Source organism: Protofrankia coriariae, assembly GCF_001017755.1.
Lineage (GTDB): Bacteria > Actinomycetota > Actinomycetes > Frankiales > Frankiaceae > Protofrankia > Protofrankia coriariae.
In genome coordinates this window covers 9,551-21,567 of sequence record NZ_JWIO01000030.1, presented here as the reverse complement: position 1 = coordinate 21,567, position 12,017 = coordinate 9,551, and the positions used below count along the sequence as shown (strand labels likewise).

Here is a 12,017-nt window from a genome sequence, read left to right as displayed (position 1 = left end):
GATCCCGGTCCGCCCGCCGCCCCCGAGGACGGCGACCGGGTCGAGGGCCGAATAGGTGCCCGCGGCAAAGGCCGCGAGCTCCTCCAGGCCGACCGGCTCCCCTGCTCGATAGGCCGCGCGCAGGACCGGGATCGGCGCGAAGGACAGCTCGACGGCCGCCAGCTGGTCACGGTGGACGGCCGCCCAGCCAGCCCGCCAGGCATCGCCCCCGGCGGCGGTGTGCACCCGGTTGGCCACCATGGCGTCCACCCCGAACCCGTGCAGCGCCAGCGCGCCCACCGCCGCCCTGGTCCGGGAGACCACGACGGTCTCGGGGGTCAGCACGAGCCGCACGCTGGAGCGCGCCGGGTCGGACAGGACGTCACGGACCTCGTCCATGATCTGCTGAAGCCGCGCGGCGGCCCCGGCGAGCGGTCCGGCCACGGAGTCCGGCCAGGTGGGACGACCCAGCCGCCACGGGCTGCCGCGCAGCAGGTGGGCGAGCCGGCCGTCGATCGGGACGACCCGGCGCAGATACCACAGCAGCGTTTCCGGCAGGGTCAGCAGGCGCAGTAAACGGGCGATCGGGCCGGCGTCGACCACGACGACGTCGTAGTCCCCGGATCTGAGCTGGTCGAGTAGGTACACCAGGGCCAGTACCTCGCCGGCGCCGGGCAGCACCGTCAGCTCACCGGGCTCGATCGGATCCGCTCCGGTGGCCTCCCACAGCCGGCCCAGGGCAGCCCGTATCGTCCACCAGCGGTCCTCGAAGGCGCGCTGGGTGTCCACATGCTGGGCGAACAGGCCGGTTTCGATCTCGATGGGAGCCGTGTCCAGCGGATGGTCAAGAACCGCCGCGAGACCTCCCGCCGGGTCCGCGGACATCACCAGCGTCCGGTTACCGCGCTGGGCGGCCAGCGTGGCCGTCGCAGCGGCGACCGTGGTCGTCCCGACGCCCCCCTTGCCCGCGAAGAGCACGCATCGCACGCGTGGTCAGCTCTCGAGGTGTTTCTTGAGATCCCTCAGCGCGGCGTCGACGACACCGTTCTGCACCTTGCGCCGGATCAGGCTCGGAATCTTGACCTTCAGTTCGACGGTGAGATCGTAGGTGACCTCGGTCCGGCCGTCACCGAGGTCGCGCAGAACGTAGCTGCCGTTCTGCGCGACCAGGTTTTTTCCCTCGACGAGGGTCCAGCTCACCGAATCGTCACCGCACCAGGTGTACTCCGTGACGAATTCCTCCTTCGCCACCACCGCGTTGACCAGGAAACGGGCCCGTTGGGGACGGCCGTCCGGGCCGGGCGCGACGACCTCGGCCCGTTCCACCGGCCCTGACCAGGTCGAATATGCACCTATATCGGCAATCGCTGCCATCACAGCCGCAGGCTTGGCATTGATCGTGGTGCTGGCTCGGGCGTGCTCCGCCATTGGTGACACTGCCTCCACAACTCGCCCGGGCATACCCGACACTGCTGGCATCCCGGTTGCATCCTGGCTACTGAGACATCCAGGATCTCTCCACACGCCAGGATAATCATCCTGACCAGTCGACGAGGCTACCGGACCGGCCACGGACACGGTGGGTTACCACCGGGCGTGTCCGTGGCCGGCGGGTCGTCCGCAGGCCATCCCCAGGCCATCCACGGGCCATGTGCAGGCCATCCATGGGTCGTTGACAAATCGCCGGAGATCGTCAACAAGCTGCCGATCACATGGCCCGACACCCGGACGACCAGCGCCTGCGGCAGGCCGCCCACCGCTCGAGCACCCGCGGCGGGCCTCCTACCACTCGAGTACGAACGGCGTCCCCCGGGCGTTGAAATGCCCGACGTTGACGCAGCGCGTCGACCCGATGTCGAGCACATCACGGTACGGTTGGTGAACATGTCCAAACAGAACGTAACGAGGCTTCATGTCGTGAATGGCCTCCAGCACCGCGACGCTGCCCCGTTCGTAACGCCGGGCCACCGTGTCGTACACAAGCTCGGGCAGGTGCGGCGGAATGTGGCAGCACAGCACGTCCACCTCCCCGACCGCCGCGACCTTCGCGGCGTAGGCCTCGTCGTCGATCTCGTACGGGGTGCGCATGGGGGTGCGTAAACCCCCGCCGACGAAACCGAACCGCAGCCCGCCGATCTCGGTCGTCTCGCCGTCGAGCAGCGTGACACCGTCCCGCAGATAGTCCAGGTAGAGATGCGGGAGATCGACGTTGCCATAGGTCAGGAAAGTCGGCGTGGGAAAGGCCGCGAACAACTGTTCGTACTGCCGGCGGATCGCCTGCTCGATGATCGTCTGCCGGTCGTCGCCCAAGGTGGCCCACAACCCGTGGGACCATTCACGGGCTTCGTCGAAACGCTGCTCGGTCCGCAGCCGAATCATTTTCCCGACCGCCTCCGGGCCGAACAGGTCACCCATGATCCCGCGGCGGTGATCCCGGTAGTCCACGTAGAGAAGAAGGTCCCCGAGACAGATGAAGGCGTCGGCCCCCTGCCCGGCGGCGGCAAGCGCGTCTGCGCGGCCATGAACATCACTGACCACATGGACCCTCATACCAGCCAAGCCTACGGTCACCCCGTCCGAAAAACCCACCTGACGCAACCCGGCCCCCACCCGAGAACCCCCGCCCCGTACCCGCGCCCAGATCGACGGGCAAGCCCGCGAACGGAGCGATGACGTAACTTCCGTCTCTTTCCCGCCCCGTTTTCGACGTCACGGCTCCGTTCGCCGGGCCGGTGGATCCCGCGCGGGCGCTGGGCAGGCTTCCCGGGCGGTGCTGGTGGGGCGGTTGCTGGTGGATGTGAGGCTGCCGCTGCCCGGGTGTTCTGTGGGTTCTTGGAGGATCGCGCGGGGGCTGATCCGGGCCACGGGCCGTCGCTCGGTGAAATGCCGGATCGTTGCTCTTCGTGCGCCGTGTCCCTCGGCGGGCTCCAGCACACCGGATGGTCGCCCCGGTGGACGTCCCCAGACGCGCCTCAACGGTGTACGGAGCGCCCTGGGGAATCGGCGGACGGCGCCCGTGGCACAGCAGGCCCCACGGGTTCCGCCGGTTTCACGGAGTGCATGACCGGTTCCGCGGATTCCACGAGTTCCGCGGTGGGCGCCACGGATTCCGCCGGTTCCGCGGACCGTACGACAGGTTCCGCGAACCGCTCGGGTTGCCCGGTGGGTTCCGCCGGCCCCACAGCGGGCCCAGCGGGAGCGGGCCCAGCAGGAGCGGGCCCGGTGGATGCCGCGGGCTGCGGTGAGGGCGCCGCCGCGGGCTCGCCGGGCGCGCGGCCCGCCTCAAGGACGTCCTTGAGCACGTTGAGCTGGCGTTTGGTGTGCAGCGAGCGGTGCTGTGCCCAGCGTGCCGCGGCGCGTGGACGCAGCCGGCGGACCTCGGCCGGCCGCCCCCGGCGGGTGACGTCCGCCCGCAGGAAGACGTGCGCGACGACACCGTCGCCCCACGGCTCGAGCCAGATCTCGCTGGTCCCGACCAGCGCGCCGGTCACCGTGAAGCGCAGCCCCTCGGCGCCACGGTCCTGGAAGACGGTGAGCTCGAGATCCGGCCACAACACGCGCCACCATGCCGGGTCGTGGACCGCCGCGGACACCACAGCCGGGTCGACGGCCAGGAAGACCTCGTCAACGAGGTCGATCTGCACGGGCGAGGGACTCACGTCCGGGATCATGTCAGACAGTGGGCCCCGGCGGGCGGGACACGGCCGCGGCGGCCGTCGCGCACGGCCAGCGCAGTCGCGCACGGCCAGCGCATCGGTCGGGCCCCAGCGGCCGAGCGCCGGTGGACAGGACACGACGCGATCACGCCCGTCGCGATCACGCCTGTGCCGTGCCCGGGAGCAGCAACAGGTCGCGCAGCCTGGCCGCGAGGACGTCCCAGCGCCAGGCCTGCTCGACCCAGGCGCGGCCGGTCGCACCCATGGCCCGGGCCCGGTCGGGGTCGGCCAGCAGACCGCCGACGGCATCGGTCACCTCCCGCAGGTCGCCACCGTCGACGACGGTCCCGGTCCGGCCGTCGAGCACCGCGTCCGGCGCCCCACCGCTGCGCCCGGCGACGACCGGCAGACCCGCGGCCGACGCCTCCAGGTAGACGATCCCGAGGCCTTCGACCTCCAGGCCCGCCCGCCGCGTCCGGCACGGCATCGCGAAGACGTCACCGGCGGCGTAGTGGGCGGGCAGTTCCTCCCAGGGGACCGAACCGGTCATCACCACGTGCTCGGCCACCCCGGCGTCCCGGGCCAGCCGTTGCAGCATCGGCCGGTGCGGGCCCCCGCCGACGAGCAGCAGCGCGGTCCCGGGCACCTGGCGGCGCCAGGCCGGCAGTGCCCTGATCAGCATGTCCTGCCCCTTGCGCTCGACCAGCCTGCTCACACACACCACGACCGGACGGTCGGCGAGGCCGTGTCGCCGGCGGATGTCGTCGCGTCCCACACCCGGCTGGAAGAACCCGGTGTCGACGCCGCCGGGCAGCCGGACGAGGGCCGGCCGGCGGCCGAAGGCCGGCGCGAGCCGCGTCCTGGTGTAGTCGGTCAGGTAGGTGACGGCGTCGACCGTCCGCCCGATGCGGCGCAGCACCTGCCGCGGGCCCGGCAGCACCGCCCAACCCACCTCGTGACCGTGCGTGCTCGCGACGATCCGGCCCATCCCCGGGTCGCGGCGCAGACCGGCCGCGAGCAGGCCCAGCGGCGCGGCCGCCCCGAACCAGACGGCGTCGCACTTCTCCGCGCGGGCGATCGCCCGGGCCCGGCGCAGCACGTCCGGGACCGGCAGCATCAGGGTCGTCGGATGCCGCACCACGGGGAAGGGTGCTGCCGCGTCGAACGCTGACGCTCCCCGCCATGCGGGAGCGTAGACGATCATCTCCGTGGCAGGTAACCGACTGGCGAAGTTGTACACATATGCCTGAATTCCGCCGGGACGTGGCGGAAAGTCATTGCTTACGACCAGTACCCGCATCGGGCCATCCTCCAGCATCCCGCCAGGCCGCCCCGGCAATGGGCAGCCCGCGACAGGAGGTCTCCCGACCGGAGCGGGATGGCTCCCCCGGCGGCCACAAGGGTCAGGGGTGTAACAGCTCGCCCAGATAGGATCTCCACTGCGTGACGAAATCGGCCTCGGTGACGCCCAGGACCGCCCGCAGCGCATCGGCCAGCCGCGTCCGGGGATCGCCGCCGTCGGTCCCGACCTGCCGGTAGAACCTGATCATCCCGTCCAGGCCGACCCGGTCCGCGATCAGCCGGCAGGCCAGCCACGACTCCTGGTAGCGGACGGGGACGCTGCCGTCCGTCGCGGAAAACGCCGCGTCGTCGGGCAACGCGTCCGGTAGCCGGCCCGCGCGCACCTCGGCGGCCAGCTCCGTGGCCGCCCGGGCCACCGCCAGCCGTACGCCGGCATGGCCCACGGTCTCGGCCAGCCCCTCCACCAGCCACGTCGGGGTGCCTGCCCCGGTCACGTCGGCGCTGGCCAGGTGGGTGAACTCATGCCGCAGCACCACCTGCCGGCCCTCGACGCTCAGCCGGTCGTAGACCTCCGGGTTGACGATCACACGACCAACACCTGGCCCGTCACCTCCGATGCCGCTGTCGGTACCACCGGACGACACGCCAGGAGCACATCCACCAGGCGGGCACCCTGGCGACGCGGTGCCGCCGTCAGTGGCGTCCCCGCTGCCGTCACCGGACAGTGCCCTGGCAGCCGCGGACGCTCCGGGCCCCCGGGCCTCCCGCGGAAGCACCGCGACCGCGGCCTCACCGTCGGCGCCTGCCCGTCCTGACGCGGCGCGGAAGCCGGCGCCGCCCGCGGGAACCTCCACCACGACCCGGTCGGCCCACGGCCCGTCCCAGACCGCACGCACATAACGCAGGGCCTCGTCGGCGTCACGACGTATCTCGACCAGCCGTGACGCCGGCGCGTCCCCGACAACCGTCGGAGGCCCAGCAGCCCCCTGCCCAGCCGGCCCTGGCGTGGGCTGTAACCGGGCCGCACCGGCCGCATCCTCATGAGCGGCGTTCCCCTGATCAGCATGTTCCTGACCAGCGCGTTCCTGGCCGGCATAGCTGATGACAGCCAGCCCCACCCCGACAGCGACCACCACGCAGACCGCCAGCGTCACCACTGACGCCGCCAGCACGCGCCGCCGGAGCCACCGCCCGGCCCGACTCATCCGGCCGTGACGCGCCGCCGCTGGGGAAGGCGGTGGGCTAACCGGTCCGGCGGGCGCGTTCACGGGGGCCGTTCACGGGCCGGGGCAGCGGCAGCACCTGCGCCATCGGCACCGGCGCCGCGGGCGCGGCGTTCTCGGCATTCCTGACGTCCCCGGCCTTCCTGGGCGTCGCGGATGTCACCGGGGGGACGAACCGGGACCGCGGAATCAGGCCGCCGTCGGCAAGGGCGTCCATCGCCCGCTGCTCGCTGTCGTCCCAGTCGACGACACCGCCGACGGGCTCCAGCAGAACGTGCACCACGCAGTCCCCGCATGCGACCCCGCGCACCACACAGGTGCCACAGTCGATCAACATCGTCTCCGCCTCCCCGGCCGGAACCGGCCGCCTCGAGCCGACCCGGACGGTCATGACATGACCGCCACGGGTGACGCGACCGCGTCGGGACCCACCGTAGGCACCAGGTCCGACAACTTTTCCGCCCGACGCCATCCGACGACCCACCGAACGGCACGATGACCAGCGCAGAGGCAGGAACGATGCCGGAGCCGCCAAGGGAGCCCAGCGGCCCCGGACCAAGAACAGGACCTGGTCGCCCAGCCCTCGGCCCTGCCAGGAAGCCCGGGCGCGACGTCGCTACAGCCGCGTAAGGTCGATCTTGACACCGAATCCGGCCAGGGCACCGTGACAGTATGACTGGTTATACTCGCATCATGAAGACAGCGATCTCGGTTCCCGATGGCGACTTCGAGCGGTTCGAGCGGGTCGCAGCCCGGCACGGGATGAACCGGTCGGAGTTCTACCGGCTCGCCGCACAGCGGCTCGCCGACGAGCTGGAGGGTGAGGCGGAGCTGACCAGGCTGGCGAACGCGGTGCTCGCGCGTACCGGGCAGCCCTCCGGCGACGGGCTGTTCCTGCGGGAGTCCGAGCGGGTGCTGCGCGAAGGCACCGACTGGTGATCCGTCGCGGCGATGTCGTATGGGTGGACTTCGGCTCGCCACGGGGTTCGGAACCGGCGAAGGTCCGCCCGGCCGTGGTCGTGCAGGAGGACTGGCTGCTGGCCACGGACATCGGCACGGCGCTGGTGGTGCCCCTGACCTCGAACACCACCCTGGAAGCGTTCCCCGGCAACGTGCTCGTGCCCGCCGAGACATCCGGGCTCGACAAGGACTCCGTCGCGGTGGTCGCGCAGCTCGGCCCGGTCAGCCGCGAGTTCCTCGACCCCTATCCTGCCGGTCATGTGCCCGGCTACCTGCTGACCAAGATCGCGGCGGGCGTACGCCTGGTCACCGGCATCTGACCCGGCGCGGGCACTGGGCGCGTCGCGGCGCTCGGCGTCGCCGGGACGCGAAGCGGGCACACCGAATCCGGTCAGGGCACCGTGACGTTCCGGTCGCGCAAGCAGTAACCGCTGATCCGATGGAAGGCGCTTCGAGTGCTACCCAGCCCGCCGGTCTGATCTTTCCAAAGCCAGCGTAACGCCGTCGTCTCGGGTAGCCCGACCAGCCCTCAACGATCATTGCCCCACGGATGAGACGATCTCGGACGCGCTCCCCGTCCATCCGCCCGCCACTAACGATCTCGATGGCGTATTGCAGGCACTGTAGGTAAAATGCAGGCATGACTGCGATCACTATCCGCGACGTCTCCGAGTCGACCCTCGAAGCGTTGAAAATCAAGGCTGCGAAGGGGGGACGCAGCCTACAGACGTACCTGCTCGACCTGGTCACGCGCGACGCACGGACGCCGTCCCTGGCGGACATGATGACCCGCCTCGACCGCGAGACACGGTCCGACGTCAGCACCTCGGACATCCTTGCCGCGATCGACGAGGGCAGGCAACGCCGTTGAGCGGCGTAGCGGCCGTGATCGACTGTTCGGCGTTGGTACGGACGCTGACAGACCAGGGCGCGGGTGGAGTCGCCGTACGCCGCCGGCTCGCCAGCCTCGAGTCGCTCGCGGCACCCGGCCTACTCGACTACGAAATAGTTTCGGCATTGTTCGGGATGCTTCGAGGCAACAAGATCACCAAACGAGAAACGACGAAGGCCGTCGCCGATTACCAGATACTGCCGCTCGTGCGGCACGAGACACTGATCCTCTGGCGGCGGGTCCATGAGCTGCATCACAACCTCAGTGCGTACGACGCGCAGTACGTGGCGCTCGCCGAGGCACTGGGACTGCCCCTGATCACCAGCGATACCCGCATCGCGCGCAGCGGCGCGGCCGCGTGCGCTGTCGAGGTCTTCGCCTGACGTTGCGTCAGAACAGTCATCAGGCTGTGCGTGGACTGTCGAGTGCCGTCAGCAGGCGCTCGCCGAAGGCCGGGGTGCTGTGTGTGCATGTATATGGCGATGTCGTGGGCTGTCATGGCCGGGCCCGACCGTCCGGTCCTGCTGGCGATCGCACGGACGGCGGTGACGACCCGACCCGAGTGAAGATCAAGTTCGTTGAGCAGGAAGTCGTCGAGAGACTGCCGGGTGAGTGGTGCGGGCAGCGCGCTGGGCGGAAAATCCGCAGGGTTGTCGGTGACGATCACGTCGGCTCGGCCGGCCCATGCTGCGGCGGAGGAGACTGGCCAGGTTCACGCGACCGAACAACGGTCGGCGGCCTCGGCTCAGGTTCCGCGGCGTGGGAACGTGGCGACGAGGACGGCGATCTCGGTCTGGCCGGTGGGATGCAGCAGGTGTGCCGTCGCGGGCTCACCGGCCAGGTCGATCGTCGGGTGGCCGAAGGCGCCGACTCCCCGGCAGTTCCACACCGGGCCCAGGGCCGGGTGGTCCGCGCGCAGCAGCGCGCCGATCTCGACGATCCGCGGGTCACCGGCGTGCAGGTCGGCGGCCATGCGGAACTGCCGCGCGACCGGCAGCAGCAGCCCGGCCGCCNNNNGGCCGCCGCTGGCGCGGCGGCGAGCGACCAGAGCACGTGCCGGCGCGCCGGCTCGTACCCGGCGGGGTCACCCCAGGCCCGGGCCCAGGCCGCGTTGGCGGCGACGATGTCGAGACGGTGGTCGAGCAGCGCGGCCGGGCTGGCCGGCCAACTGTCCAGCAGGGCGCCCAGCTCACGCAGGTGCTCACCGGGTGGAACGACGGCCGGCGGCTCGGGCGCCGAGAGCCGGCGCAGGTGTCGCCGGCCCACCTCGTCGAGCCGCAGCACCCGGCCGACGGCCTCGAGGACCTGCGCCGATGCTGTCGCCCGGCCCTGCTCCAGCCCGGTGTACCAGGTCAGGCTGACTCCGGACAGGGACGCGAGTTCCTCGCGGCGCAACCCCCGGCTGCGCCGGCGCCCACCGGCGGGCAGCCCGACGCTGGCCGGTTCGACCAGCATGCGGTGCGCGCGCAGGCAGGCCCCGAGCTCGCGGCGCCGGGCGGCCGCCGCGGCGGCCCAGGCTGTCACTTCTACTGGCACCATCAGCAGGCTCCTGGTCCGCGTACCCGCTCCCGACCATTCTGGACGTCGTGATCCGTATCGGTGTCAACCTCGCCGCCGGCCTGGGCACTCCCGGTTCCGGCAACCTCATAGACGATCTTGTTTTGACCGCCCGAGCGGTCGCTGGCGCCGGGGTGCCCACCGGCTGGCTGCCGCAGGGCTACGGCTACGACGCCGTCGGCGTGCTGACCGCGGTGGCCCGGGAGGTGCCCGGCATCGAGTTGGGCACCTCCGTCGTTGTCGTCCAGCCGCGTCATCCCCGGGTGCTGGCCGGGCAGGCGCTGACGGCGCAGGCCGCGGCACACGGGCGGTTCACCCTCGGGCTCGGCGTCAGCCACCCCGGCCTGCTGGAGATCTACGGTCAGCCGTTCCACCGGCCGGTCGCGGCGCTGCGCGCCCACCTCGACACCCTGTTGCCGATACTCGACGGACGCCGTGTCCCCGGCGCCACCGGGGTGGGAGCCGACCCCGCCGACAGCGCCGTACCCGGCGCGACGGTCCGCGTCCCGGTGCTGCTCGGCGCTCTTGGCCCGACGATGCTGCGGCTGGCCGGGGAACGCACAGGGGGCACGATCACCTTCCTGGCCGGACCACGCACGATCGGCGACCATGTGGTGCCGCTGATCGGCGCGGCCGCCCGGGGCGTCGGCCGGCCGACGCCCCGCGTCGTCGTGGGGCTGCCGGTGGCGGTGACGTCCACGCCGGACCGTATCCGCGCCGGGCTCAGCGCCGAGTACGCCGGATACGCGAAGCTGCCCTCCTACCGCGCGGCCCTTGACCGCGACGGTTTCACCGAGCCGGGCGCGATCGCCGTCGTGGGGGACGAGGACGCGGTCCTCGGCCAGCTGTCCGCCTACTCCGCGCTCGGCGCCACCGATGTGCTGGTCAGCCTGGTCGGCACGGCCGAGGAACGCGCGCGGACCCTGCGCCTGCTCGGCGCCGGCCAGCCCGCCCGGGAGCGCCCGACGGACGTCGCGACAGCCGAACAAGGTCGATCCTGACGATGAACACACGTTCCGGGGACCTGCTGCCTCCCACATCGCGGAACGAGGGGTGACGCGGACGTCGATGTCGGCATCAGGAGCCTCGGCGAGCCGTTCCAGCGCGGGAGTGTGGGCACTGTCCCACCGGCCTCGAACCGTGCCACCGCCGACATGGCGCCGTCCGGATCGATCATTGTTTGTATATGTCCGATCATGCGGCGCGAGCAATACGATCAACAATACGGGGTCGCTGGAGCGATCAGTGCCCTGACGTCCTCGTGCTCAGGAGCGGTCGAGGCGGGCCAGGAGGGCAGCGGAGGGGATCGGGCGCGCGCCCGAGCGGCGGCTGGTGTCGGCCACCTCGCGGTCCGAGGTGACGACGACGACGGGACGTCCCACCGGCTCGGCCCGCACCAACCGGACGATCTCCTCGTCGGCCAGCTGGCCGGAACGGCTGAAGAGCACCCGCACCCCGCGGGGCGCCGCCACCCCGACCGGCCTGGCGGTGACCGCGGTCGCGTCGAACACGACCGTGATCTCGCTCTCGGACGCGCGGCCGGCCAGCGCGCCGAGCCCGGACAGCAGCCGGGCGCGCTGCGCCTGCAACGTCAACGAGCCGTATCCGCGCTTGGTGACGTTGTAACCGTCCACGATGAGATGCACGCCGGGGACCGCGAGCACCTCGTCGATCACGGCCGGGTCGTCCTCGGCCAGGCCGCGGGCGCTGACCCCGCAGAACGGGTCGAGGGGCGCGGCGTCGTCCTCGCCGCGGCTGACGATGTCCGCCGGGCGCAGCACGGCGGTCGGCAGCGCGAGCTCCTTGCGGAAGCCGTTGGCCGCGGCCATCAGCGTGTCGAGCAGGACCCGCAGGCGCACGTCCTCGGCCGAGCGGGCCTCCCGGCTGCCCCGCCGGGACGCGGTCAGGGCGGCTTCGAGCTCGGCGACCCGCTGTCGCAGCCGCCGGGTCTCGGCTTCGGCGTCCCGGGCGGCGGCGACCGCCTCGTCGCGGGCCTTCTCCGCCGTCTCGACGGCATCGTTCGCCGTGTTCTCGACCCGGCGGAGCCGGTCGGAGGAGGAGCGCAGCCGGCGGCGGGCGTCCTCCACCTCGGAGCGGGCAACTGCCAGCCGCTCCCGCAACTGGTCGTTCTCGACCTTGGCTCCCTGCCGGAGCGTGTCCATCTGTTCACGCAGACGTGTGACCGTCTCGGTGGCGTCGGCCGCGCGGGCCGACGCCGCGGCTTCGGCCACCTCCTGGGCCGCAGCCTCGACCATCCGTTCCCAGCCGGGCAGTCGCAGGACGTAGGCGACGGCCGCGATCTCCTCGGGCGGCGCCGCCTCGGGCGGCCCCCCGTCGGACTCCAGCGACGCCACGAGCTCGGGCAGGGCCAGCCGCAGCCGCTCGGCGACCCGGCCGCGAAAGACCGCGTCGTTGGCCATGGCGGCCGCCAGCGGGGTCGCCCCGAGC

The 12,017-nt window shown here is 71.8% G+C and carries 14 protein-coding genes and 2 pseudogenes (2 of these 16 running past the window's edge); 5 read left to right on the top strand and 11 right to left on the bottom strand.

What is annotated here, in order from left to right; all coding sequences use genetic code 11:
- The 7 genes from FrCorBMG51_RS17285 to FrCorBMG51_RS27105 all read right to left on the bottom strand — a co-directional run.
- Positions 1-957 carry the 5' portion of an ArsA family ATPase gene (locus tag FrCorBMG51_RS17285; RefSeq protein WP_476742191.1) on the bottom strand. 123 nt of this gene lie to the left of the window's left edge, so 957 of the gene's 1,080 nt are visible here — the first part of the coding sequence; the start codon lies at positions 955-957; its stop codon lies off the left edge, out of view.
- Positions 958-972: 15 nt separating this feature from the next.
- Positions 973-1,407 carry an SRPBCC family protein gene (locus tag FrCorBMG51_RS17280; protein WP_047224100.1) on the bottom strand — a complete coding sequence of 145 codons (435 nt, stop codon included), beginning with the start codon at positions 1,405-1,407 and terminating at the stop codon, positions 973-975.
- A gap of 354 nt (positions 1,408-1,761) precedes the next feature.
- Positions 1,762-2,529, bottom strand: coding sequence for a metallophosphoesterase family protein (locus tag FrCorBMG51_RS17275; protein ID WP_047224099.1), 768 nt, complete (start codon positions 2,527-2,529; stop codon positions 1,762-1,764).
- A gap of 422 nt (positions 2,530-2,951) precedes the next feature.
- The gene (locus tag FrCorBMG51_RS29805; RefSeq protein ID WP_200902482.1) at positions 2,952-3,638 is read right to left on the bottom strand and encodes a hypothetical protein; all 687 of its coding nucleotides are present in this window, start codon (positions 3,636-3,638) and stop codon (positions 2,952-2,954) included.
- A gap of 157 nt (positions 3,639-3,795) precedes the next feature.
- A complete protein-coding gene (locus FrCorBMG51_RS17265; protein WP_047224098.1) occupies positions 3,796-4,935 on the bottom strand; it encodes a glycosyltransferase family 4 protein in 1,140 nt (379 codons plus the stop codon).
- 103 nt (positions 4,936-5,038) lie between these two features.
- Positions 5,039-6,109, bottom strand: coding sequence for a hypothetical protein (locus FrCorBMG51_RS25490; protein WP_052914780.1), 1,071 nt, complete (start codon positions 6,107-6,109; stop codon positions 5,039-5,041).
- A 70-nt stretch (positions 6,110-6,179) separates the two neighbouring features.
- Positions 6,180-6,497 carry a hypothetical protein gene (locus FrCorBMG51_RS27105; RefSeq protein ID WP_047224124.1) on the bottom strand — a complete coding sequence of 106 codons (318 nt, stop codon included), beginning with the start codon at positions 6,495-6,497 and terminating at the stop codon, positions 6,180-6,182.
- A gap of 356 nt (positions 6,498-6,853) precedes the next feature.
- Here FrCorBMG51_RS27105 and FrCorBMG51_RS17250 point away from each other — a divergent pair, with 356 nt between their 5' ends.
- The 4 genes from FrCorBMG51_RS17250 to FrCorBMG51_RS17235 all read left to right on the top strand — a co-directional run bounded on the left by FrCorBMG51_RS17250 (position 6,854) and on the right by FrCorBMG51_RS17235 (position 8,395).
- On the top strand, positions 6,854-7,099 hold the full coding sequence (locus tag FrCorBMG51_RS17250; RefSeq protein WP_047224096.1) for a CopG family transcriptional regulator: 246 nt from the start codon (positions 6,854-6,856) through the stop codon (positions 7,097-7,099).
- A complete protein-coding gene (locus FrCorBMG51_RS17245) occupies positions 7,096-7,440 on the top strand; it encodes a type II toxin-antitoxin system PemK/MazF family toxin (protein WP_052914779.1) in 345 nt (114 codons plus the stop codon). The genes FrCorBMG51_RS17250 and FrCorBMG51_RS17245 overlap by 4 nt, the downstream gene beginning before the upstream one ends.
- A 320-nt stretch (positions 7,441-7,760) precedes the next feature.
- The gene (locus tag FrCorBMG51_RS17240) at positions 7,761-7,991 is read left to right on the top strand and encodes a FitA-like ribbon-helix-helix domain-containing protein (RefSeq protein ID WP_013874367.1); all 231 of its coding nucleotides are present in this window, start codon (positions 7,761-7,763) and stop codon (positions 7,989-7,991) included.
- The gene (locus tag FrCorBMG51_RS17235; RefSeq protein ID WP_083730819.1) at positions 7,988-8,395 is read left to right on the top strand and encodes a type II toxin-antitoxin system VapC family toxin; all 408 of its coding nucleotides are present in this window, start codon (positions 7,988-7,990) and stop codon (positions 8,393-8,395) included. Before FrCorBMG51_RS17240 ends, FrCorBMG51_RS17235 begins: the two co-directional genes overlap by 4 nt.
- 107 nt (positions 8,396-8,502) lie before the next feature.
- Here the strand turns inward: FrCorBMG51_RS17235 and FrCorBMG51_RS34915 are convergent.
- The 3 genes and pseudogenes from FrCorBMG51_RS34915 to FrCorBMG51_RS34010 form a co-directional block, all read right to left on the bottom strand.
- Positions 8,503-8,679, bottom strand: a pseudogene (locus tag FrCorBMG51_RS34915) (VapC50 family PIN domain-containing toxin); the annotation flags it as partial.
- Positions 8,680-8,757: 78 nt separating this feature from the next.
- Positions 8,758-8,985: a hypothetical protein gene (locus FrCorBMG51_RS31615; RefSeq protein WP_047224094.1), complete on the bottom strand. Its 228-nt coding sequence runs from the start codon at positions 8,983-8,985 to the stop codon at positions 8,758-8,760.
- A gap of 104 nt (positions 8,986-9,089) precedes the next feature.
- Positions 9,090-9,467 (bottom strand): annotated as a pseudogene (locus FrCorBMG51_RS34010) (helix-turn-helix domain-containing protein); the annotation flags it as partial.
- A 131-nt stretch (positions 9,468-9,598) separates the two neighbouring features.
- Between FrCorBMG51_RS34010 and FrCorBMG51_RS17220 the strand changes: the two are divergent.
- Positions 9,599-10,570: a TIGR03564 family F420-dependent LLM class oxidoreductase gene (locus FrCorBMG51_RS17220; RefSeq protein ID WP_052914778.1), complete on the top strand. Its 972-nt coding sequence runs from the start codon at positions 9,599-9,601 to the stop codon at positions 10,568-10,570.
- Positions 10,571-10,834: 264 nt separating this feature from the next.
- On the opposite strand, the gene FrCorBMG51_RS17215 is transcribed toward FrCorBMG51_RS17220, so the two are convergent.
- Positions 10,835-12,017, bottom strand: partial view of an NYN domain-containing protein gene (locus FrCorBMG51_RS17215; protein WP_047224092.1) — the 3' portion only. 164 nt of this gene lie beyond the right edge of the window; only the last 1,183 of its 1,347 coding nucleotides appear in the window; the start codon falls outside the window, past its right edge; it ends in the stop codon at positions 10,835-10,837.

Bases quoted from the DNA above. Each gene is read 5' to 3' on its own strand.
- FrCorBMG51_RS31615 (WP_047224094.1), bottom strand. From the start codon at position 8,985: ATGGCCGCCGACCTGCACGCCGGTGACCCGCGGATCGTCGAGATCGGC.
- FrCorBMG51_RS27105 (WP_047224124.1), bottom strand. From the start codon at position 6,497: ATGTTGATCGACTGTGGCACCTGTGTGGTGCGCGGGGTCGCATGCGGG.
- FrCorBMG51_RS17280 (WP_047224100.1), bottom strand. From the start codon at position 1,407: ATGGCGGAGCACGCCCGAGCCAGCACCACGATCAATGCCAAGCCTGCG.
- FrCorBMG51_RS17265 (WP_047224098.1), bottom strand. From the start codon at position 4,935: ATGCGGGTACTGGTCGTAAGCAATGACTTTCCGCCACGTCCCGGCGGA.
- FrCorBMG51_RS17250 (WP_047224096.1), top strand. From the start codon at position 6,854: ATGAAGACAGCGATCTCGGTTCCCGATGGCGACTTCGAGCGGTTCGAG.
- FrCorBMG51_RS17240 (WP_013874367.1), top strand. From the start codon at position 7,761: ATGACTGCGATCACTATCCGCGACGTCTCCGAGTCGACCCTCGAAGCG.
- FrCorBMG51_RS17275 (WP_047224099.1), bottom strand. From the start codon at position 2,529: ATGAGGGTCCATGTGGTCAGTGATGTTCATGGCCGCGCAGACGCGCTT.